A 22,666-nucleotide genomic window follows, 5' to 3' on the forward strand; every position below is an offset into this window, starting at 1 on the left:
AGGGTAGGGCCGCTCAGAGCGTGCGCTTGATTTCCTCGACGTTGAAGCATTCGATGAAATCGCCGACACGCATGTCCTGGTAGTTCTGGAAGGACATGCCGCACTCGTAGCCGGCGGTGACTTCCTTGGCGTCGTCCTTGAGGCGCTTGAGCTGGGACAGCCTGCCCTCGTGGATCACCACGTCGTTGCGCAGCAGGCGGACATGGGCGCCGCGCTGGACCACGCCCTCCATGACGCGGCAACCGGCGATCTTGCCGACCTTCGACACGTCGAAGATCTGCAGGATCTGCGCTTCGCCGAGACGCTCTTCGCGGAGCGTCGGTGGCAGCATGCCCGACAGCGTGGCTTTGATGTCGTCCACGAGGTCGTAGATGATGCTGTAGTAGCGGATCTCGGTGCCGTCGCGCTCGGCCGCGTTGCGCGCTTCCTTGTGGGCGCGCACGTTGAAGCCGATCACCACCGCCTTCGAGGCGTTGGCGAGCGTGATGTCCGACTCGGTGATGCCGCCCACACCCGAGAGCAGGATGCGCACGCCCACCTCGTCGTTGCCGAGCGCGGTGAGCGCACCGACGATGGCCTCGACCGAACCCTGCACGTCACCCTTGATGATGATCGGCAGCTCCTTGCGGTTGGCGCCTTCCTTGGCCTCGCGCATCATGTCGACGAGCGAGCGGTTGGCGCCGCCCGTGCGGGCGTTCAGGCGCTCGCGCTTGATCCGGGCACGATACTCGGTGACTTCGCGGGCGCGGGCCTCGTTCGGCACCACGATGACGCGGTCGCCGGCATCCGGCGTACCGTTGAAGCCGAGCACCTCGACCGGCACCGACGGGCCGGCATAGGGAATGTGCTTGCCGGTGTCGTCGATGAGGGCGCGGATGCGGCCCCACTCGGCGCCGGCGACGATGATGTCGCCGGTGAACAGCGTGCCGCGCTGGACGAGCACGGTCGCGACGGGGCCGCGGCCGCGGTCGAGCTGCGCCTCGATGACCGTACCCTCACCGTCGCGCTTCTCGTTGGCGCGCAGGTTCATGATCTCGGCCTGGAGCTGCAGACCCTCGAGAAGCTCGGGCAGACCGTCGCCGGTCTTGGCGGACACTTCGAATTCAAGGGTCTCGCCGCCCATCGACTCGACCTGGATGTCGTGCTGCAGCAGCTCGGTGCGCACCCGCTGCGGGTTCGCATCCGCCTTATCGATCTTGTTGATGGCGATGATCATCGGGACGCCGGCCGCCTTAGCGTGCTGAATCGCCTCGACGGTCTGGGGCATCACGCCGTCATCGGCCGCCACCACGATCACGACAATGTCCGTCACCTTGGCGCCGCGGGCGCGCATGGAGGTGAAGGCGGCGTGGCCGGGGGTGTCGATGAAGGTGATGAGATCACCCGACGGTGCCGCCACTTGGTAGGCGCCGATATGCTGGGTGATGCCACCGGCTTCGCCCTCGACCACGTTGGCCGCGCGGATCGCGTCGAGCAGCGAGGTCTTGCCGTGATCGACGTGACCCATGATCGTCACGACCGGCGGACGCGGCTCCAGATCCTCCTCCAGATCCGGCTCGTCGGAGGTCAGACCCTCCTCGACGTCCGACTCGGCGACGCGGCGAACCGTGTGGCCGAGTTCCTCGGCGATGAGCTGGGCGGTGTCCGAGTCGATCACGTCGGTGATCTTGTGGATCTGGCCCTGCTTCATCAGCAGGCGGATGACATCCACGGCTCGCTCCGACATGCGGTTGGCGAGTTCCTGGATCGTGATGGTCTCGGGAATAATCACGTCGCGGGCGATCTTCTCCTTGGCTTCCTCGTGCCGGTGGCCGCTCATCCGCTGCTGACGGCGGCGGAAGGAGGCCACGGAACGGGTGCGCTCGTCTTCGCCCGCCGTAGCGTTGGCGATGGTGAGGCGGCCGCGGTTACGGTCGCCGCCCGGCGATTTCGGCGTCTTGGGCGGCGTGATGATCTTCAGCGGCATGCCGGGACGACGGATCACCCGCTTGGTGTCCGACTCTTCCTCGGCGGCAGCCGCACCGGGACGGCCAGCCGGACGCGCCGCCGCACCCGTGCCCGCAGGACGAGCGGCAGTGGTCGGGCTCGGCGCCTTTTCCGGCTCCGGCGCGGGTGCCGGGCGGGCCATGAAGTTCAGGTCGCGCGGCTTCTTCACATCCGCGGTGATGGTGCGGCGCGGCTCGGCAGGCGGCTGGGGTGCCGGCGGACGGGCCGCCGTCGATGCCGGGCGCACTCCGGCTGTACCGGGACGCGCACCGGTGGCGGCCGGACGCTGCGGCGCGGCGCTCGGGCGAGAAGCCGGGGCGGCTGCCGCCGGGCGGGCCGGCGCGGGAGTCGGACGGGCTGCCGGGGCAGGGGTCGGCGCGGCGGTAGGCGCTGCGTCCGAAGCCTGAGCAGCCGGCGCAGCGGGTGCCTGAGCTGGCGCTTCGGGAGCGGCGGCGGCACGGGCCGCTTCTTCCTCGGCGGCGCGGCGACGAGAATCCTCCGCGGCCTTGCGGCGAAGTTCGTCCTCCTGACGGCGACGATCCTCCTCCTCGCGGCGGCGCGCTTCGGCGGCCTCGCGCTCACGGCGCTCTGCTTCCTCGCGGTCGCGGCGGGCTTTCGCCTCGGCCTCGGCGCGGGCGCGGGCTTCGGCCTCGCGGCGCTGCGCGTCGGCCAGCGCGGCGGCGCGGGCATCGCGCTCCTGCTCGCTCAGGGTGCGCAGCACGACGCCGGAGGCGCTGCGGCCGGACGGACGCGCGGGCGCGGCGGGAGCCGGTGCAACGGAGGCGGGACGCGGCGGAGGCGCAGCGGTGGGCTCACGGGGCGCGACCGCTCCGGGGGCGGCGCCGATCGTGCGCCGCTTCACCGTCTCGACCACGACGGACTTCGACCGCCCGTGGGAGAAGCTCTGACGGACCGTCCCCTGCTCGACCGGGCGCTTCAGCGTCAACGGCTTCGAGGGAGCTCTGGTCTGCGTCTTGTCACCCGGATTGTTCGTATCGCTCATTCAGTCTGAACCCTGAGGGTTTCCATCGTCCCATCGGCCGGCGGCGGGCATGCCCGGCCGAGTGTCATGTCAATTCGTCGTCGTGCGAATCGAAGGCGGTCGCGCCAGCAGCAAGCGGGGCGTCCTCTTCAGACGCCGACGCCATACCCTCGAAGGTGCGGAACCGACGCCAACGCGCGAGATAGCCGGTAGTGCCGGCTCCCGCGATAAGGGCAGCGTGTATCACATGATCCCGGCCCAATGCCATGTCCAATTCGGCGTTGGACAGGTCATCGACAACGGGAATAACCGATATGGCATCGCCGTAGCGCCGCCGCAAGGCGGCGGCCAGCTTGCGCCGGCCGTCCGGTGCGGCATCGCTGGCGTGAATCAATCCCCTGACGCCCTCGGCGCCGAGGATCGCCGACTCGACCTTGCCGAAACCGGTCACCACGCAGCCCGCCTTGTTGGCCAGAGCCAGCGCCTGACGCAGATCGGTGCGCAGCCCCTCGGCGACCTGATCGGCGAGATCGGGCGCGGCCTTCACCTCGCCGGTCTTGAAGGCGCGGTGGAAGGCGCGGCGCTTCACCGCCGCCTCGACTGTGGCGCGGGTCGCCGTCACCCAAGCGCCGCGGCCCGGGAGACGCGCGCGCAGGTCCGGCACCACCGCGCCGTCCGGTCCCAGCACGAAGCGAATCATCGCGTTCGGGGATTGCGCTGTCCGGGTGACGATGCAGGTGCGCACGGGCTCCCGGCCGCGGCCGGGGCCGCGGTCGAGTTCCGGACCGGTTTCGGCCGTCTCGCCCTGCGTGATCATGTCCTGCACCGTTCCGCGTCGTTCCCGACTCAGGCCTGCTGCGGCTCGGCAGACGCCGCCTCGGTCGACTCGCCTTCCGCGATCTCGGCCTCGTCCGCCTCACCCTCCGCCGCCTCGCCCTCCGGCTCCGGCAGCGACTCGATCCAGCCGGCCTTCAGACGGGCAGCCATGATCAGGGCCTCGGCCTCGGCCCGCGACAGCTCGAAACCATCGAGGTAGCCGGCGTGGCGCACGGCCTCGGGGCCGCGGCCTTCGGTGTAGCCGACGAGGTCGTCGGTGGCGCAGCCGGCGAGATCCTCGACGGTCTTCACCTCGTTCTCGCCCAGCGCCACCATCATCGCCGTGGTGATGCCGTCGATCTCGCGCAGCTCGTCCTCGACGCCGAGCTCACGGCGACGATCGTCCTGCTCCTGCTCGATGCGGGCGAGGTAGTCCTGGGCGCGGGCCTGGATCTCGGCACCGGTCTCCTCGTCGAGGCCCTGGATGTTCGAGAGTTCGGCAACATCGACGAAGGCGATCTCCTCGACGTTGCGGAAGCCTTCGGCCGCGAGAAGCTGGCCGACGGTCTCGTCCACGTCGAGCGCTTCCATGAAGACCTGGGTGCGCTCGGCGAATTCCTTCTGGCGGCGCTCCGATTCCTCGGCCTCGGTCAGGATGTCGATGTCCCAGCCGGTGAGCTGCGAGGCGAGACGCACGTTCTGGCCGCGTCGGCCGATGGCGAGCGAGAGCTGGTCGTCGGGCACGACGACCTCGATACGGTCGGCCTCCTCGTCGAGCACCACCTTCACGACCTCGGCCGGCTGGAGCGCGTTGACGATGAAGGTCGCCTGATCTTCCGACCACGGGATGATGTCGATCTTCTCGCCCTGAAGCTCGCCGACCACCGCCTGAACGCGGGAGCCGCGCATGCCGACGCAGGCGCCGACCGGATCGATCGACGAATCACGCGAGATGACGGCAATCTTTGCGCGCGAGCCCGGATCGCGGGCCACTGCCTTCACCTCGACGATGCCGTCGTAGATCTCAGGCACTTCCTGGCCGAACAGCTTGGCCATGAATTGCGGGTGAGAGCGCGAGAGGAAGATCTGCGGCCCACGCACTTCGGAGCGGACGTCGAACAGATAGGCGCGAATACGGTCGCCGGGGCGGAAGGTCTCGCGCGGGATCATCTCGTCGCGACGCACGATGCCCTCGCCGCGGCCGAGATCGACGATGACGTTGCCGTACTCGACGCGCTTGACCACGCCGTTGAGGATCTCGCCGATACGGTCCTTGTACTCGTCGTACTGGCGGGCGCGTTCGGCGTCGCGAACCTTCTGCACGATGACCTGCTTGGCCGATTGCGCGGCGACGCGGCCGAAGTCGAAGGGCGGCAGGGTGTCGGAGATCACGTCGCCGACGAGCGCGCCGGGGTTGTAGCGGCGGGCCTGATCGAGGGTGATCTCGCGGGCATCGTTCTCGACCTGATCGACCACGAGCAGGTGGCGCGACAGGCGCAGCGCACCGCTCTTCGGATCGATCTCGGCGTGGACGTCGGTCTCGGCGCCGTAGCGGGAGCGGGCGGCCTTGGCGATCGCCTCTTCCATCGCCTCGATGACGATCTGGCGGTCGATCACTTTCTCGCGGGCCACCGCGTCGGCGATCTGCAGGAGTTCGAGCCGGTTGGCGCTGACGACGGCCATGGTTCCTGGTCCTTCCTTCAGTCGTGCTTTTGCAGTCGTACTTTTGCAGTTCGGACGTGCAGAGCTTGTGTTCGGATCGCGCGCCAGTCCCTCGGGCCGAGAGCGCGAAAATGTCAGTGCAGCGTGTCGCGGTTCTTCAGGCGGGCGGCCTTGGTGACGATGCCGCCCCCGGGCTTGGGCTTCTTCGCCTTCACCGGCTTGCCGGCATTCTTGTCGGCCTTGGGCTTGGGCCGCTTCGGCTGCGGGATGAAGCGGATCTGCGGCGCCTCGTCCTCGGCCTCCTCGCCCTCTTCCTCATCGGCCGCATCGCCGTCCTGCGGCGGGGCGGAGCCGCGGCGCAGCGACTCGCGAATCAGGTCGTCGGTGAGGACGAGATGCGCCTCGCCGAGATCGCGAAGCGGCACGTCGATGCGGCTCGGTAGGCCCGGCTTCACGTCGGGCAGGTCGATCGGCACCGTGGCGCCGTCCGCACTCGGCACGCCGATGATGCCGCGGAAGCGCTTACGCCCGTCCATCGGTACGGCGAGCTCCACCTTGGCCTCGTAGCCGGCCCACCGCTCGAAATCCGAGACACGCACCAGCGGCCGGTCGATACCGGGCGAGGAGACTTCGAGGTAGTAGGCGCCGCCGACCGGATCTTCGAGATCGAGGATCGGCGAGATCGCCCGGCTCACCGTCTCGCACTCGTCGACGCCCATCGTGCCGTCGGGCCGCTCGGCCATGATCTGCACGGTGCAGCCATTGGTGTTCGAGATCTTCACCCGAACCAGGCGGAAGCCGAGGCCCTCGATCGGTCCCTCGACGATCTGGGCGACGCGCGCGGCGACGCCGGTCTCGCTGACAAGACGTTTCTCGGTGGGCTCCGCCATGCTGTCGTTTTCCGAAAGTCTCAGTCGGGTGGTTAAGCTTGGCAAATCCGGCACAGGAGGCGCTTGCGGAAATAAAAAAGAGCGGACCCCGGGGGGCCCACTCCCGCAAGCAGCCTATCGACTGCACCAGAAATGTTGAGCCGTGACTTAACCCCGGCGCGCGGCGAATTCAAGCGTCTCGACGCGCCGTCCCCGGCCTGTGGTGCCGCGAGATGGCCATCTCCGGCTGCAAACAGTCTTTTGAGCGCGCGCGACAGGAGAGGGGACCTTGGGGGCAACGATGAACGGGCCGGATCCGGACAAGCTTCACCCAATGCCGGGGCACGAGCGTGTCACCTTCATCCGCAATCTCGACCTGCCAGAGAACGTCGAAGTCGGCGCCTATACGTATTACGACGATCCGGCCGGTCCGCAGGCCTTTCTCGACGCGATCCTTTACCACTTCCCCTTCATCGGCGACCGCTTAGTGATCGGGAAGTTCTGCGCAATCGCCGCGGGTACGCGCTTCCTGATGAACGGCGGCAATCACCGCCTCGACGGGCTCTCGACCTATCCGTTCCCGATCTTCGGCGGCGACTGGATCGGTCGTTTCGAGGGCGAACTCAGTTTTCCCAATCGCGGCGACACGATCATCGGCAACGACGTCTGGCTCGGCTACCGCAGCACCGTGATGCCGGGCGTCACGATCGGCGACGGCGCGGTGGTGGCCGCGCACGCGGTGGTGAGCGCCGATGTCCCGCCCTACACGATCGTGGCCGGCAATCCGGCCCGCGCGGTGCGCCGCCGATTCTCCGAGGAGGATGCGGCGCGACTGCAGCGGATCGCGTGGTGGGACTGGCCGGTGGAGCGCATCACCGCGCATCTGCCGCTGATCGGCGGTGGGGATGTGGGAGCGCTGGAGGCGGTGGCGCGGAAGGGCTGACCGGCCCCGCCACCTCGGCGATGCGCCCGCTCAGCCCGCCTCCTCCAGCGGAAACGGCGTCGGCGCCCACATCGCTTCGACTTTAGCGCAGGCAACGTTCTCGCGCTCCCACCGATGAAGGATCGCGGCGAGCGCCGCGCGGTTGTCGTCCATCAGCGGCTTGCCCAGGGAGCGGATGCGCAGGTTCCACGTTCGCCAAGGCCCTTCTTGCGGAAGGTGCTGCAATTCAGGCGAAGCTTTGACCTCTTGCCACCAGCATCGTGCCAAATTCAGGTTTCCCATAGCAATATCGTAGACAAGATTTTCAAAACAATCCTTTCCCCATGTATAATCAATCGCCGCCTCCGTCAAAGAGCGACAGGCATGCAACGTATCGACGCTTCGGAGGAGCTTTATCACTCTTTCAGTTTTTGTAATGAATTCTTTCGGCATATCCGGATCGTCCCAACACCAACCTCTACCCTGCCCGTCAATATCAGCCGATCGATAAATGTACTCCCAGCAAAATCCAGCATTAGTGATTGGCTTAACATATGGAAGGAAGAGGGGGTTCAGCGTCCATTGTGGCGTAAAATAAAGTGCCGAGGAAGTTCGATCGATCCAAATTTCTCTAGTCACGTGAGCAATAGGCACCAGCATGAGCGTGCGACTATTGACGAGCGTAAGATCAGGGTGTCGTTCCAGTAGCGGGCGAACGAGTTGGCGGACCTGTCGAGCGGTCGTCATCAGCGGGGCTTCACCTGCGTTACAATGATCCGGATCGTACCAGGGAAGTGCTTATTCGACATGGTCGCAAGGGTACGGGCACGCTCCAGAGTGAGCTTAGCATTGCCTGTCTTGTAATCGTAGATGCAGGTCGTCTGAGGGACGCTTCTCTCAAGCAAATCCAACCGAACCGGCCCGGGCGTCCCATATGTTGCTACCCCCACTGGTCCAGCATCGAACGAAATCTCTGATTTGAAATCTGGATCGCCCAATGCTTTGACATGCCGATCAATTTCGAAATGAACTCTGTTCGCATAGGATTGCGCGGTTCTTTACAACCCACTGGCACGAACTTGGCGCGCAGTTTGGTTGGTCATGGCCTCAATCTGACCGTTGCGTTGGCAGGCGGCATCAAGGGCTGACGGGTTGATGGGCCCGACCCAGATCGCGGGAGCGGTGATACCCTGCGGGTTCTACAAGAACTCTTGAGCCGACAGACCGAGCACGGTCCTGCTGTACGGGTCGTTCTGTCCAGACCGGACGGCATAAAGGGCGAGGGCGAGTTCGACCGTGGCAATCGCAACCGGCGCCGCGGGTAGGAACGCCGGTTGCGCGAAGGCCTCTGGCTCCGCGCCGGCGGCCGTGAAGGTGCTGCGCCCGAGCACCGCCCCGGTCTCGCCGTCGCGGATCGTCTGCGTCAGCCCCGAGGTCTCGAAGATCCGGCTCTGGCCGTCCGGCGCCGTGACGATGTCCTGCACGTCGTAGTCGCGGCGACCGGCCCGAATGCGTAGCGAGAGGACGCGCGTCCCGTCGTCCAGAATCGTCTGCTCGCGGTGGACGATGTCGCCATCGGTGTCGTTGGATCGTCCACCGACACCTTGGCCGCCACTGCCCGACGGAACCCTTTGCCCGCCATCCGGCTCGCCCGCGGCTGAGCCTCCGAAAATTTGCGTCGCAGGGTCTGTTCGAGCCGAATCGCTCCGAGATCAAGCACTGTTCCTGCCAACAGACCCCGTACAGCCGCGACCTCGACCCTCCTGCCCCTGGAGCAGGAATAAACGCATATTAGGACTTAAATCACCCAACAAGATCTTGCTTCGAAAATGGCTCCACTACGCTCCTGTCGCCCCCGGCTACCCAAACGAAAACGCCGCCCCGAGGGGCGGCGCTTCGCGACGTCTTCGATGGAGGGCTTGCAGGTCAGGCCGCCTGACGCGCCTTATTCAGCAGCTTGCGATTCACCAGCACCTCGGCGATCTGCACCGCGTTGAGCGCCGCGCCCTTGCGCAAGTTGTCCGAGACGCACCAGAAGTTCAGGCCGTTCTCGACGGTCGCGTCCTCGCGGATGCGGGAGATGTAGGTGGCGTCCTCGCCCGCCGCCTCGTGCGGGGTCATGTAGCCGCCGTTCTCGCGCTTATCGATCACTAGAACGCCGGGGGCCGAGCGCAGGATCTCGGTCGCCTGTTCGGGCGAAAGCGGACGCTCGAACTCGACGTTCACCGCCTCGGCATGGCCGATGAAGACCGGCACGCGCACCGCGGTCGCCGTGAGCTTGATCTTGGGATCGAGCATCTTCTTGGTCTCGGCGACCATCTTCCACTCTTCCTTCGTGTAGCCGTCCTCCATGAACACATCGATGTGCGGGATGACGTTGAAGGCGATGCGCTTGGTGAACTTCTTCTGCACGACTTCGCCGGCGGTGAAGACGGCGCGGGTCTGGCTGAACAGCTCGTCCATGGCATCCTTGCCGGCGCCGGAAACGGACTGGTAGGTCGAGACCACGACGCGCTTGATCGTCGCCGCCTCGTGAAGCGGCTTGAGCGCAACGACGAGCTGCGCCGTCGAGCAGTTCGGGTTGGCGATGATGTTGCGCTTGGTGAAACCCACGACCGCGTCGGCGTTCACCTCGGGCACGATCAGCGGCACGTCGGCGTCGTAGCGGAACGCGGACGAGTTATCGATCACCACGCAGCCCTGCTGTCCGATGCGCGGGCTCCACTCCTTCGACGCGTCGCCGCCCGCCGACATCAGGCAGATGTCGGTGTCGGAGAAGTCGTAGGTGTCGAGCGCTTTGACCTTCAGAATTTTGTCGCCGAAGGAGACTTCCTGGCCCAGGCTGCGGCTGGAGGCCAGAGCCACGACCTCGTCGGCCGGAAAGGCGCGCTCGGACAGAATGTCGAGCATCTCGCGGCCCACATTGCCCGTGGCTCCGACGACGGCGACCTTGTAACCCATCTCACCAAACTCCGCTGCGCGGGCGGGATGCAACCGGCCCGCCTCTTCCCCTGGCCGGCGGACGCACCGCGCAAGCCCTTCGTCGGGGAAGATTCCATAGGCTGACGAGCCCGCCCCGACTCGGTGTCGAGGTGGGCCCGTCAGCCGCCGGGAGCAAGATGCCTGCCGCGCCGGACTGTCAAGAGGTGGGCGCGTGCCGGAGCGACGGAGACGTGACAGCTCCCTGCCATCGGCAGCCGAGGATTCACCATAGGTCGAGAATTGCGAGGATGGCCCGCACCGGCGCAACCTGCTGGTGGTCGGCCGCACGGCAGAGGTTGGAGAACGGCGAGGGCTCGTTGGGCCCCGCGGACCCGACGAAGGCCTGCGCATGCTCCCCCATCCGGACGACGCCCCCGACACATTCGACGATCTCCACGTTCAGTCTGCCCCGCCGCTGCGCCGCCGCGGTCCTTTGGTAGCCAAACTCGTGCTGAGCGCGGCCCTGATCGCCGGCCTCTCCCTCGTCGCGCGGGATCGGGTCACCGTCCCCGAGCCGCAGCGCGTCTGGAGCGAGCCGCCCCGAGCCGCCGAGGGCGCGCGGCGGGCCATCGCCGCGACGGAACCGCTCCTGATCCTGCGCGGGGACGCGGCCGACTTGCCGCCGCAGATCGAGCCGACGCGCTGGAATTCCGGCAACGGGCAGCGCGAGGACAGCGTGAGCCAGGGCGCATTCGACCTCATCGAGGCGCCCTATCTCCTCGTCACCGCCACCGATGCGGGCGGCCGGATCGAACCCGGTTCGAGCCTGTTCGTCACCCTGGTCCGCCGAGCGGCCGACGGGCGCGGCCTGTCGGTCCTCCGAACCGGCGAGCGCGGCGTCGTGGCAACCCGCCTCGGCGCCTTCGAGACCGTCGAGACGACGCTCTCGGCCATGGGAAAGCGCGGCTGCATCGGCTTTCGCAGCCTGGATCTGAAAACCGTGTCCATCGACGGCTGGCTGTGCGGCATCCTCGGGCAGGCGCCCGAGCCCCGCACCGTTGCCTGCGCCATCGACCGCGTCACGCTCGCCGGCCGCGTGACGGCGACGCTCGGCACCGATCTCTTCCCCGGAGCGAGCGCCTGCCGGAGCGAGGAAGTGGCCGCTTCGGGACCCGGCGACAGCACCGGCTCGATCACGGTCGCCGAGGCCATGGAACCGCCGAAAAACAATGCGGCGAAATCGCGGCGAAAATGATGAAGCGCGGCCATATTTCGGGAACAACGGCCACGCCAGAACGTCTACTCTGCAACAAGCGGGATTCTTAACGAACGGCCCGTACAGTCGCCTCTCACACGACAAGGTACGCCATGCGCTTTTCCAAGCTCGCCCTGTTGGGCGCCATGACCCTCACCGCGATCGGCTTCGGAACCAGTGCTGAGGCTCAGGGCCCCTACGGCAATCCCGGCTACGTGCGCGTGAGCCAGCCGCTGCCGATCCGCATTCGTCCGCGCTCCTGGCTCGATGCCGGCAACGTGGTCGAGCCGGGCAACGGCTCGGTGTCGAACCCGGCCACCAACCCCGCCTTCATTGCCGCCTCGAATGCGCTCAACCCGGTCTATGGCCGCACCGACCGCTACGGCGAAGGCTTCCTGCCCGATCCGATCACCAACGGGCCCTTCATCGGCGCCCGCTCGACGGCGATCCGCAACGTCGATTTCTCGGCCATCGACGCGATCGACCCGACCTCTTACGTCGCCCGCTACGGCAACCCGTACCGGTAGGATCGTCTGTCTCTCTATGGTGAAGGAAGCGGGCCCTACGGGGCCCGTTTTCGTTGCGGGACGGGCTCAGGTCTTGAGCACCGGCTCGGCCACGTCGCCCGCGCCACGCTCGGCGAGATAGTGCGGCTGAAACAGGCACATGCGCACCGCGTCCCGGTAGCGACCATTGACGAAGAACTCGTCCCTGAGGATGCCCTCGGGACGGAAGCCGCAGCTCTCATAGATGCCGGCCGCGCGCTTGTTGTCCTTGTCCACGTGCAGATAGAGCTTGTGGATGTTGAGCACCTTGAAGGCGTAGTCGATGGCGATGCGGGTGGCGCGCTTGGCGTAGCCCTTCCCCTGATGATCGGGGTGGATCGCGATCTGGAACTCGCAGCGCCGATGAAGGTGGTTGATCTCCACCAGCTCGACCATTCCCGCCGGCTCGCTGCGCTCCGTGGCGATGATGAAGCGCCGCTCGGTCTGATTGTGGATGTTGCGCTCGTAGAGCTGCGCCAGCTCGGCGAAGGACTCGTAGGCCTCCTCGAACCAGTAGCGCATGATGCTGTCGTTGTTGTTGAGCTGGTGCACGAAGAGGAGGTCTTCGCGCTCCAGCGGTCGCAGTTTGATACTCATATCCGCACTCGGCCAGGGCTGAACGGGGTTGCCCTGAGGCCTACTCCCACGCCGACCAAGACGGAATGATGAAAGCCGGCTTCATGCCTCGCGAAGCCGGACCTCCTCCGCCGCCAGGACGCGGGCCGCGGCCTCGTCGAGGTCATCGAGCGGTCCGCGGAAGCGCAGCGCTCGTGTCGGCTCGCCGGCCCGCATCACCAGCACCACCGTCTCAACGTCGGGACAACCGGGATCGGCGCAGGCAATCTCGTTGACGGAGAGAGCATCTGCCTCCCTCAGCACCAACGCCGGGCGCAGCAGGGATTTCGCCCGTGCCGCCGCCTGCGCCAGCCCGGCCGAACGGGCACGCCAGTCCTTCAGGCTGATGAAACCCATCGGGATCAGGCAGCCGCGCGGCGCCAGGCCGGGAAGGGATCGGGCAAGTCGCGATAGGCATCGGGATCGAATCGCCGAATCTCGGCCGAGCCGACGAGGCATGCATCGAGCGCGGCCGTGATCGCGTCGCGGTCCATCCCGCGGCCGATGAACACGAGTTCCTGGCGCCGGTCGCCCCAGACCTCGCTCCAGACCGAGTGGAGGCGCTCGCGAAAAACCTCTTCCTCCGGCCAGCGCTGACGCGGCACCGCCGCCCACCAGAACCCCATCGCGCCGATATGCGCGACGGCACCGGCGAGCGAGAACTCACCGACCCATTCCGGCCGGGTCGCGAGCCAGAAATGGCCCTTCGCCCGGATCAGGCCCGGCCAGGTCGTGTTGACGAAGCGTTGAAACGTCTGCGGATCGAACGGCCGCCGCGCCCGATAGACGAAGGAACCGATGCCGTATTCCTCGGTCTCCGGCACGTGCTCGTGCGCGCCGTAGAGTTCCTTGAACCAGAGCGGATGTTCCTGCGCCTTCTCCTCGTCGAACAGTCCGGTGTCGAGGATCGCCTCCGGGGCGACCTGTCCGTGCGAGGCTTCGATGATGCGCGCATCCGCGTTCAATCCCCGAACCACCGAGCGGACGAGGTCGAGTGTCTCCGGCGCGACGTCGCGGGCCTTGTTGATCACCACCACGTCGGCGAATTCGATCTGCTCGACGAGAAGATCGACCAGGGTTCGATTGTCCTCGGCGCCCGCCGTCTCACCGCGCTGGCGCAGGAAGTCGTTCGAGCCGTAATCCTTCAGGAGGTTCACCGCATCGACCACGGTCACCATCGTGTCGAGCCGGGCGACGTCGCTCAAAGCCGCGCCGGCCTCGTCGCGGAAGGAGAAGGTGCTCGCCACCGGCAGCGGCTCGGCGATGCCGGTGCCCTCGATCAGCAGATAGTCGAACCGGCGTTCGGCGGCGAGGCGGCGAACCTCGGCGAGCAGGTCGTCGCGCAGGGTGCAGCAGATGCAGCCGTTGGTCATCTCGACCAGACGTTCGTCCGTGCGCGACAGGTCCGCGCTTCCCTCGCGGACGAGGTCGGCATCGATGTTCACCTCGCTCATGTCGTTCACGATGACCGCGACGCGCCGGCCCTCACGGTTATTGAGAACGTGGTTGAGCAGCGTCGTCTTGCCGGCGCCGAGGAAGCCGGACAGCACGGTGACAGGAAGGCGAGCATCGGTCCGAGACATCATCATCCGCGGGATCGGGTGGCAAGTGTTACTTTATAACGTTTCATTTTGCTGGTGCGGTCAAGCCTCGCCGATGGAAAAGATGGTCGACTCCTCGACCGACTCGAAGGAAAAGGCTGAAGCGGGATCAAACCGAACGAATGACAGTGGTGGCGTGCGACCGACGCAGGGTTCGGTCGGTTACAGACACGCGATCGGGCAGCGCGGAGGAACGAACGGGTGCGACCCTGGCGCGAGGGACCGGGAGACCGGCGCAGCTACCATCACGGCAACCTCAAGGAGGCCCTGATCGAGGCCGCGCGCCGCTTCATTGCCGAGCGCGGCATCGGTGGCTTCACTCTGGTTGATGCCGCCCGGCTGGTCGGCGTCACGCCCGCAGCGCTCTACCGCCATTTCCGTGGCCGGGAGGCGCTGCTTGAGGAGGTTGCCGGCCGCGGTTTCGCTGATTTGGCCGATCGCTTGGCGCGGGCGTTGACAGGCCGCGGCACACCGTTGGAGCGCTTCACCCGCATGGGCGAGGCCTATCTGACCTTCGCCGAGGAGGAGCCGGGCTATTACGCGGCGATCTTCGAGGTGCGCGGCCAAGCCGTGCCCGCCCCGGCCTCCGAGAGGCCGAATCCGTTCGACCTTCTGGTCGAGGCTTTGCGCTCGACCTTTCCTGACGGGTTCGACGGTGTCGATCCGCGTTTTCTCGCCCTGGAAGTCTGGGCCCTATCCCACGGCATCGCCACGCTCGCTGCCGCCGGCCAACTGCCGAAGCCCGGCCCGGACAAATACGAGCTGCTGCGTGCAGGCGTTCTGGCACTCGTTCATGGAGCCGGCGGCCGGGCGAGAGAAAAGCCTTGAACCCCGGCTCTTGAAACAGCTGAGGCGGGTCCGCATGTGAATGTTGTTCACATTCACACCCGGAGCCCTCAGCCGTGAACACGTCCTCCACCACGTCTCCCTGGTCCTGCGGCGCGTCTCGCCGGAGTGGCCCGTTTCCCAAGCGTTCACTCGAAATCGGCGCGATCGTCGTCGCTTTCGTCTATTGGTGGCCGATCGCGGTCGCCTACGTCGCGTGGAAGATCGCGGGCTATCCCGCGCTCAGCCAGATGAAGGAGTTCGCCAACAATGGCAGCTTCAGCTTCGCGGGCGGTGATGGCCGGTCGCGCTTTGCCCGCGCCTTCGAGGCGGCCAGGGGTTATTCCGGCACCGCTGCCACCTCCGGCAACTGGGCCTTCGAGGAGTACCGCCGGGCCGAGTTGGAGCGACTGGAGGCGCGCCGCCGCGCTCTCCAGGAAGAGAGCCAGGCCTTCGCCGAGTTCGTCGAGGAGCTGAAGCGGGCCAAGGACCGCGAGCAGTTCGACGCCTTCATGGCGAAGCGTCGCTCCGAAGGCGGCGGTCCGACCATCGAAGCCTGATCCTACAGCACGCCGGAAGACGATCGTTAGGAGGGCTCCCCACCGACCTCGGTGGGGAGCCTTTCGCATGTCCGGACGGTTTTGCGTGCAGTGCAGCGATTCCGTCACGCCGCGAGGTTGTCGCAGCCCTTCGCCGCCATAACTGCCGCGGCTGGGAACAAGCGGGCGCCGGGCGCCTTGTGAGACACAGAAACGGCCGCCCAGCCTGAGCGACGATCGATTTTGACTCCAGTGGAGAGCGGTGGCCTGATGCGGCGCGCCCATGCGATGCGGTTCGGCAGCGAGTTTGCCGAGGACGGTGTGCGGTTCGCCCTGTGGGCGCCGACCGCCAAGGACGTGACTCTCGTCGTGGATGGGACCGACCATCCGATCCCGGATGTCGGCGAGGGCTGGCGCCGGACCACGCTGCCCGGTGTGAAGGCGGGCGCCCGCTATGGCTTCCGCATCGACGGCGATCTTGTGGTGCCCGACCCGGCTTCGCGCTTCCAGCCGGAGGACGTCTCGGCGCCGTCCGAGGTGATCGACCCGAACGCCTACGCGTGGTCGGACGGCGAGTGGACTGGACGGCCTTGGGAAGAGGCGGTCGTCTACGAGCTGCATGTCGGCACGGCGACGCCCGAGGGCACCTATGCCGGCCTTGAGAAGCGACTCGACGATCTCGTCGATCTCGGCGTGACGGCTATCGAGCTGCTGCCGCTCGCCGACTTCAAGGGCACCCGCAACTGGGGCTACGACGGCGTGCTGCCCTACGCCCCGGATTCGGCCTATGGCCGCCCGGAGGACCTCAAGCGCCTGATCGACACCGCCCACGCCAAGGGCCTGATGGTGTTGATTGATTGCGTCTACAATCACTTCGGCCCGGCCGGGAACTACCTGCACGCCTACGCCAAGACGTTCTTTACCGAGCGCCACCAGACGCCGTGGGGCGCCGGCATCAATTTCGACGGGGCGGAATCCGGCCCGGTTGTGCGCGACTATTTTATCGAGAACGCGCTTTACTGGCTCAAAGAGTACCACTTCGACGGCATCCGCTTCGACGCGGTGCACGCAATTCTCGACGACTCCGAAAAACACTTCCTGGCCGAACTCGGCGAGACGATCCGCAAGGCGCTTCCGGATCGGCACGTCCATCTAATTCTGGAGAATGAGGCCAATCAGGCTCGGTGGTTGGAGCGCGACGACACGGGCCAGCCTGTGCTCCACAGCGCGCAATGGGCGGACGACCTGCACCATTGCTGGCACGTGCTGCTGACCGGCGAGGATGCCGGCTATTACGAGAGCTTCGCCGATAAGCCGGTGGAACATCTCGCCCGCTGCCTCGCGGAGGGCTTTGCCTATCAGGGCGAGCCGTTCCCGACCCTCGACAATCATCCCCGCGGCGAGCCCTCGGGGCACCTGCCGCCCTCGGCCTTCGTCACCTTCCTCCAGAACCACGACCAAGTCGGCAACCGCGCGCTCGGCGAGCGGCTGAGCCACCTCGCGGACCCGAAAAAGCTGGCGCTGGCCCGCGCCGGGCTGCTGCTGGCGCCGCAGATCCCGATGCTGTGGATGGGCGAGGAATGGTCGGCCTCGGCGCCGTTCCTGTTCTTCGTGGATTTTGCGCCGGATGAGGAGTTGAACAAGGCCGTGCGCGAGGGGCGCCGCCGCGAGTTCAAGAGCTTCGCAGCATTCGCCGACGACACCTCCGTCATCCCCGATCCGACGGACGCCAAGACCTTCGAGGATTCGAAGATCGATTGGGACGAAGCCGAGACCGAGCCGCACCGCGCCGTCTGGGCCGACACCCGCAATCTTCTCCAGATCCGCCGGCAGAGCGTCGTGCCGTTGACCAAGAGCCGCTTCCTCGGCGCCAAGGCCACGATTCCAGCACCCGGCGTGGTGGACTGCACCTGGCGCTACGAGGACGGCTGGCTGCGCTTCGTCGCTAATGTCGGCGACGACGAGTACGCGGCAGACGCCGAGGGCGGTCAGGTGATCTGGTCGAACGGCGCCTCGCGGCAGGCGATGCAGCTTCCGTCCTGGACTGGCGTGTTCCTGATCGGGGGCAGCAAGTGAGCAGCTCGGACGTGAGTGTTTCGAACGTGAATGCCCTTGAACGCCTCGCCGACCTCGTTGGCATCGCTGACGGTTTCACCGACGCCTTTGGGCAGAGGGTCGATACGCCGCTCGATGTCCGCCGCGGCATGCTGGAAGCTCTCGGCTTCTCCGCCGGCGACGATGATGCCGTTGGGCGGAGCCTTGCGGCCGTCGAGGCCGTGCGCGCCAACGTGGTCCCGCCTCTACTGGCGGCCGAGGCGCGGCGCGGCCTGCGCGTGCCGGTGCGGATGGGCGTCACTTCGGGCGCCATCGCGTGGCGGCTCGTCGACGAGCACGACCGCTCCCGTGAGGGGCGCGCTACGCTCAATGCCTCGGAGGAGGGCACCGGTTTCGACCTGCCGCCGCTAACGCCGGGCTACCACCAGCTCACGGTGACGGTTGGCGACCGCCGGGCGCAAGCCTGGATCGTCGCCGCCCCACGAAAGTGCTGGCGCCCGCGCGCCTATGCCGAGGACGGCGCCCGCGACTGGGGCCTCGCCGCACAGCTCTACGGTCTGCGCTCGCCTGCCAATCTCGGCATCGGCACCTACGCCGATGCCGGCCGCGCCGCTCGCGATGCGGCCCTGCGGGGTGCCTCGTTCCTGGGGCTCAGCCCGGCTCACGCCCTGTTCCCGACCGACCGGGCGAAGATCTCGCCCTACTCGCCGTCTTCGCGGCTGTTCCTCGAAACCCTCTACATCGAGCCGGGAGCGCTGCCGGGCTTTGCCGGCAGCCGCGCCGAGGCGCTACTGGAGAGCCACCGGGCCCGCATCGAGGCGCTGCGTGACACCTCGCTGGTCGATCATGCCGGCGTGTGGGAGGTGCTGTCTCCCATTCTCGAAGCCTATTGGGAGAGCTCGGAGGCGAAGGCGGGCAAGGATGCCGGCTTCGTTGCGTTCCGCGAGGAGGGCGGCGAGAACCTCGAATCGCACGCGACCTTCGACGCCCTGTCCGAGCACTTCCGGGCCCAAGGTGCGCATTGGCTCGGCGAATGGCCGGAGGCGTACCGTCGCGCCGGCACCGACGCCGTTCGGGCCTTTGCGCAAGAGCACGCTGAGCGCATCACCTACCACATCTTCCTGCAATACCTCGCCGACAGCCAGCTCAAAGCCTCTTCCGAACTGGCGCTCAAGGCCGGCATGCGACTCGGGCTCTACCGCGATCTGGCGGTCGGCGCCGACCGGGGCGGCTCGGAGATCTGGTCTCACCCCGAGCGCTTCGCCAACGGAGTCTCGATCGGCGCGCCACCGGACCTGCTCGCGCCCAAGGGCCAGGATTGGGGCCTGCCGGCCTTCGATCCGCTGGAGATGGAGCGCGACGGCCTCAAGGCATTCCGGGCCCTGGTGAGGGCCAATATGCGCCATGCCGGCGCGATCCGCATCGACCACGCCTTCCAGCTCGCTCGCCTGTTCCTGATCCCGCTCGGCCGTTCGGCCCGCGAGGGCGCCTATGTGGCGATGCCGTTCGAGCCGATGCTGGCGGTGTTGCGTCTGGAGAGCCACCGCGCCAAGTGCCTCGTCATCGCCGAGGATCTCGGCACGGCGCCAGAGGGCTTTTCCGATGCGTTGATGCAATCGGGCATCCTCAGCTACCGCATTCTTGCCTTCGAGCGGGAGAACGGCGGTGCCTTCAAGGCGCCCGACGCCTATCCGAAGGACGCGCTCACGGCGATCACCACACACGACCTGCCGACCTTCGTCGGCTGGTGGCGCGGCGTCGATACCGACACGCGCCAATCGCTCGGCCTCTACGATGCCGAACGGGCCGAGGCGGAGCGCACGGAGCGCGTCGCCGAGCGGTGGCGTCTGTCGGAAGCGCTGGCCGCCCAGCAGCTCCTGCCGAGCTCCGAGCCGCCGGAGCACGCGCCGCTCGAGGCCGCCGCCCGTTACCTCGCCCGTGCGCCCTCGATCCTGACGGCCGTGCAATACGAGGATGTCGTCGGCGAGCTGTCGCAGGCCAATGTGCCGGGCTCGACCGAGGGCTACCCGAACTGGCGGCGCAAGCTCGATCGCAATCTCGAGGACATTGCCGCACCGGGCGGCCCGCTCGCCAAGCTCGCCGCCGCCCTCTCGGCGGAGGAGCGCGGGCCGCGCTCCGGCGCCGCGCGCCTCTCTTCGGCCCCGCCGCGGGCGACCTACCGCCTGCAGTTCCACGAGGGCTTCACCTTCGCGGATGCGGAGAAGATCGTTCCGTACCTCGCAAGGCTCGGGGTGAGCCACGTCTACGCCTCGCCGCTTCAGCGGGCGCGGCCGGGTTCGACCCACGGCTACGACATCGTCGACCACTCGCAGATTAATCCGGAAATCGGCGGCGAGGAGGGCTTCCGCAGCTTCACCGACGCGCTCCACGCGCACGGGCTGAAGCTCCTGCTCGACATCGTGCCCAACCACATGGGCGTGGGTGGTGCCGACAATCCGTGGTGGCTCTCGGTGCTCGAATGGGGCGGCCTCTCGCCCGCGGCCAACGCCTTCGACATCGACTGGGAACGGCTCGGCGCCAACGGTAAGCTCGTCATTCCCTTCCTCGGCGAGCGCTACGGCGAGGCGCTGGAGAAGGGCACGCTGGAGCTGAGGTTCGACGAGGCGGCCGGCGCCTTCAGCGTCTGGCACTACGAGCACCAGTTCCCGATCTGCCCGCTGCAATATCCGACGATCCTCAACCGGGCGCTCGCGGCCCTCGGCGAGATCGGCGACGACATGTCGGCGGAAGTGCTCTCGATCACCGAGCGCTTGCGCGCCATGGGCGAGGAGACGAACCTTGAGCGCCGCCGGGCCATGCCCGAGGCGGCCGAGGAGTTGAAGCGCCAGCTCGCCGGCGCCGTGCGGGCCTCGCCGCAGATGGCGGCGTCGATTTACCGCGCGCTGCACCTGCTCAACGGCAACCGCGACTATCCCGACAGCTTCGGGCCGTTGCACCGATTGCTGGAACAGCAATCCTACCGCCTCGCCCATTGGCGGATCGCATCGAGCGACATCAACTACCGCCGCTTCTTCGACGTGAACTCGCTGGCAGGACTTCGGGTCGAGCTGTCGGACGTGTTCGTTCGCTCGCATGATCTGCTGTTCCGCCTGATCGGCGAGGGTCGTATCGACGGCCTGCGCATCGATCACATCGACGGACTCGCCGATCCGCTCGGCTACGCCCGGGCACTTCAGGCGGCAGTCGGCCCCGGCTTCTACATCGTGGTCGAGAAGATCCTCGAGCCTGGGGAGAAGTTGCGCGACTGGCCGGTCGCCGGCACCACCGGCTACGACGTACTGAATCAGCTCGACGGCATTCTGGTCGATAAGGCATTGAAGCCGCGCATCGAGAAGTTCTATCGGTGGGCCACCGATATGGACGAGCCCTACGGCTTCCAGTTCCGGGCGGCCAAGGCGGAGATCCTTGAGATCAGTTTCGCCTCGGAACTGGAGGTGATGACGGGCGACCTCAAGCAGATCGCCGATTCCGACCGGCGCACCCGCGACTTTTCCACCAACGCCATCCGCCGGGCGCTGATTGAGATCGTCTCGCGCTTCCCCGTCTACCGCTCCTACCTGCCGGGCGATCTCGAGGAGACTGAGATCGAGCTGGAGGATGTGCGGTTGATCGAGGGGGCCGTGCGCAAGGCCAAGCGCTGGAGCGCCTTGCCGGATCGATCGGTGCACGACTTCGCCGCCGATGCCCTGCTCGGGCGCATCGATGTCGGCGGCGCGGGGCATCCCGATCAGCAGGTGGTGCTGCGCTTCCGCCGCCGCTTCCAGCAGCTCACCGGCCCGGTAATGGCCAAGAGTCTGGAAGACACGCTGTTCTACCGGTTCGTCGAACTGCTCGCCCTCAACGAGGTCGGCGGCGATCCCGGCGAGTACGGCATCGACGCGGAGCATTTCCACGCGCTCCAGGCGGCGCGCGCCCGCGACTGGCCGAACGCGATGATCACCACGGCCACCCACGACACCAAGCGCGGCGAGGATGCCCGCTCGCGCCAGCTCGCCCTCTCCGAACTGCCGGAGGAGTGGGCCCGTGCCTGGGACACGTGGCGCCGCGCCTCGGAAGGCCACATCAAGCAAGTCGAGGGCGAGCCCGCCCCCGATCCCAACGATCAGTGGATGTTCCTCCAGGCGATCCTCGGCGCGTGGCCGCTGGAGCTTCTGGAGCGCGACGATGCCGACGCGATCGAGGATTTCCGCAAACGCCTCGACGCCTATGCCGAGAAGGCGTTGCGCGAAAGCAAGCGCCGGTCGAGCTGGGTCAACGTGGACGAGGGCTACGAGAGCGCCGTCCACGCGCTCTTCGCTGCCCTCATCACCCCCGGCTCGGATTGCCTCCAGCGCCTCCGGCCGCTGGTGCGGCGGCTCGCCTTCCTCGGCATGATCGCCGGGCTCGGGCGCACTGTGCTCAAATGCACCCTGCCGGGCATCCCCGACACCTACCAGGGCACCGAGTTCTGGGACTTCTCCTTCGTCGATCCCGACAACCGCCGGCCGGTCGATTACGAGGAGCGGGCGCGTGCTCTGGAAGCTGGCGGTGCTCCGGCCAAGCTCATCGGTGCGTGGTCCGACGGCCGCGTGAAGCAGGCGACGCTCGCACGCCTGCTCGCCGACCGGGCAGCACGCCCCGCCTTCTACGCCGATGCCGATTACCGGCCGCTCGCGGCCGAGGGCGCGCGCGCCGACCATGTCATCGCCTTCACCCGCTCCGCGGCGACCTCCGGTGCCGACGATCTGCTGGTGGCGGTGCCCCGCCTCGTCGCACGGCTGACGCCCGAATCGGTTTGGTCGGGCGAGGCTTTCGCCGGAACCGTCTTGCCGGTGCCGGAGGGCAGCCGGTGGACCGACGTGATCGGCGGCGGCGAGATCGGTGCCGAGGGCGATCGGCTCGATCTCGGTCGGCTCTTCGCGGCCGTGCCCTATGTGGTTCTGCGGCGGACCGCTTGAGGGCAGTGCACGACTTTTCGGTCATCGGCGCTGCCGCGGTGACCGAACCGGAGCCGCGGGCGTTTCCGGACGGACACTCTGCGGCTCAAGACCCATCAGAACGCGCCAAGGCGT

The 22,666-nt window shown here is 67.2% G+C and carries 17 protein-coding genes; 7 read left to right on the plus strand and 10 right to left on the minus strand.

All coding sequences use genetic code 11. From position 1 onward, the window contains the following. Positions 1 to 13: 13 nt before the first annotated feature. The 4 genes from infB to rimP form a co-directional block, all read right to left on the minus strand. Positions 14 to 2,989, minus strand: a complete 2,976-nt coding sequence (gene infB, locus MFF24_RS02575; RefSeq protein ID WP_238222168.1) for a translation initiation factor IF-2 — start codon at positions 2,987 to 2,989, stop codon at positions 14 to 16. A 64-nt stretch (positions 2,990 to 3,053) separates the two neighbouring features. Beyond that, complete coding sequence (locus tag MFF24_RS02580) at positions 3,054 to 3,785, minus strand: RNA-binding protein (protein WP_133088531.1); 732 nt, start codon at positions 3,783 to 3,785, stop codon at positions 3,054 to 3,056. A gap of 29 nt (positions 3,786 to 3,814) precedes the next feature. Continuing rightward, a complete protein-coding gene (gene nusA, locus MFF24_RS02585; RefSeq protein ID WP_133088529.1) occupies positions 3,815 to 5,467 on the minus strand; it encodes a transcription termination factor NusA in 1,653 nt (550 codons plus the stop codon). A 113-nt stretch (positions 5,468 to 5,580) separates the two neighbouring features. Continuing rightward, positions 5,581 to 6,336: a ribosome maturation factor RimP gene (gene rimP / locus MFF24_RS02590; RefSeq protein WP_238222169.1), complete on the minus strand. Its 756-nt coding sequence runs from the start codon at positions 6,334 to 6,336 to the stop codon at positions 5,581 to 5,583. A 280-nt stretch (positions 6,337 to 6,616) separates the two neighbouring features. Between rimP and MFF24_RS02595 the strand changes: the two genes are divergently transcribed. Further along, positions 6,617 to 7,258, plus strand: a complete 642-nt coding sequence (locus MFF24_RS02595) for a CatB-related O-acetyltransferase (RefSeq protein WP_238222171.1) — start codon at positions 6,617 to 6,619, stop codon at positions 7,256 to 7,258. Between the two features lie 30 nt (positions 7,259 to 7,288). Here the strand turns inward: MFF24_RS02595 and MFF24_RS02600 are convergent, their stop codons facing one another. The 3 genes from MFF24_RS02600 to MFF24_RS02610 all read right to left on the minus strand — a co-directional run bounded on the left by MFF24_RS02600 (position 7,289) and on the right by MFF24_RS02610 (position 10,198). After that, complete coding sequence (locus MFF24_RS02600; RefSeq protein WP_238222173.1) at positions 7,289 to 7,690, minus strand: hypothetical protein; 402 nt, start codon at positions 7,688 to 7,690, stop codon at positions 7,289 to 7,291. Between the two features lie 746 nt (positions 7,691 to 8,436). Then, positions 8,437 to 8,721 (minus strand): hypothetical protein, encoded by a 285-nt coding sequence (locus MFF24_RS02605; protein ID WP_238222175.1) that lies wholly within the window; start codon positions 8,719 to 8,721, stop codon positions 8,437 to 8,439. A 442-nt stretch (positions 8,722 to 9,163) separates the two neighbouring features. Then, positions 9,164 to 10,198, minus strand: coding sequence for an aspartate-semialdehyde dehydrogenase (locus MFF24_RS02610; protein ID WP_108940600.1), 1,035 nt, complete (start codon positions 10,196 to 10,198; stop codon positions 9,164 to 9,166). A gap of 370 nt (positions 10,199 to 10,568) precedes the next feature. Here MFF24_RS02610 and MFF24_RS02615 point away from each other — a divergent pair, with 370 nt between their 5' ends. Both MFF24_RS02615 and MFF24_RS02620 read left to right on the plus strand, forming a co-directional pair. Beyond that, the gene (locus MFF24_RS02615; RefSeq protein WP_238222177.1) at positions 10,569 to 11,414 is read left to right on the plus strand and encodes a hypothetical protein; all 846 of its coding nucleotides are present in this window, start codon (positions 10,569 to 10,571) and stop codon (positions 11,412 to 11,414) included. 113 nt (positions 11,415 to 11,527) lie between these two features. Then, positions 11,528 to 11,941 (plus strand): hypothetical protein, encoded by a 414-nt coding sequence (locus MFF24_RS02620; protein WP_238222179.1) that lies wholly within the window; start codon positions 11,528 to 11,530, stop codon positions 11,939 to 11,941. Positions 11,942 to 12,007: 66 nt separating this feature from the next. On the opposite strand, the gene speG is transcribed toward MFF24_RS02620, so the two are convergent. From speG to zigA, 3 genes are all read right to left on the minus strand, one after another. Then, complete coding sequence (speG, locus tag MFF24_RS02625; protein WP_060770138.1) at positions 12,008 to 12,556, minus strand: spermidine N1-acetyltransferase; 549 nt, start codon at positions 12,554 to 12,556, stop codon at positions 12,008 to 12,010. Between the two features lie 81 nt (positions 12,557 to 12,637). Continuing rightward, positions 12,638 to 12,931, minus strand: a complete 294-nt coding sequence (locus MFF24_RS02630) for a hypothetical protein (protein WP_238222181.1) — start codon at positions 12,929 to 12,931, stop codon at positions 12,638 to 12,640. Positions 12,932 to 12,936: 5 nt separating this feature from the next. After that, entirely contained in the window at positions 12,937 to 14,157 is a 1,221-nt protein-coding gene (gene zigA, locus MFF24_RS02635; protein WP_238222885.1) for a zinc metallochaperone GTPase ZigA, read from the minus strand. Between the two features lie 219 nt (positions 14,158 to 14,376). Between zigA and MFF24_RS02640 the strand changes: the two genes are divergently transcribed. From MFF24_RS02640 to MFF24_RS02655, 4 genes are all read left to right on the plus strand, one after another. Then, positions 14,377 to 15,003, plus strand: coding sequence for a TetR/AcrR family transcriptional regulator (locus MFF24_RS02640; RefSeq protein WP_133088514.1), 627 nt, complete (start codon positions 14,377 to 14,379; stop codon positions 15,001 to 15,003). A gap of 74 nt (positions 15,004 to 15,077) precedes the next feature. Then, positions 15,078 to 15,560: a DUF2852 domain-containing protein gene (locus MFF24_RS02645; RefSeq protein WP_238222183.1), complete on the plus strand. Its 483-nt coding sequence runs from the start codon at positions 15,078 to 15,080 to the stop codon at positions 15,558 to 15,560. A 249-nt stretch (positions 15,561 to 15,809) separates the two neighbouring features. Further along, positions 15,810 to 17,615 carry a malto-oligosyltrehalose trehalohydrolase gene (gene treZ / locus MFF24_RS02650; RefSeq protein WP_238222185.1) on the plus strand — a complete coding sequence of 602 codons (1,806 nt, stop codon included), beginning with the start codon at positions 15,810 to 15,812 and terminating at the stop codon, positions 17,613 to 17,615. Then, entirely contained in the window at positions 17,612 to 22,552 is a 4,941-nt protein-coding gene (locus MFF24_RS02655) for a malto-oligosyltrehalose synthase (protein WP_238222187.1), read from the plus strand. Before treZ ends, MFF24_RS02655 begins: the two co-directional genes overlap by 4 nt. Positions 22,553 to 22,666: the final 114 nt, after the last annotated feature.

It is taken from the genome of Methylorubrum aminovorans (assembly GCF_022179725.1).
Classification (GTDB): Bacteria; Pseudomonadota; Alphaproteobacteria; order Rhizobiales; family Beijerinckiaceae; genus Methylobacterium; species Methylobacterium aminovorans.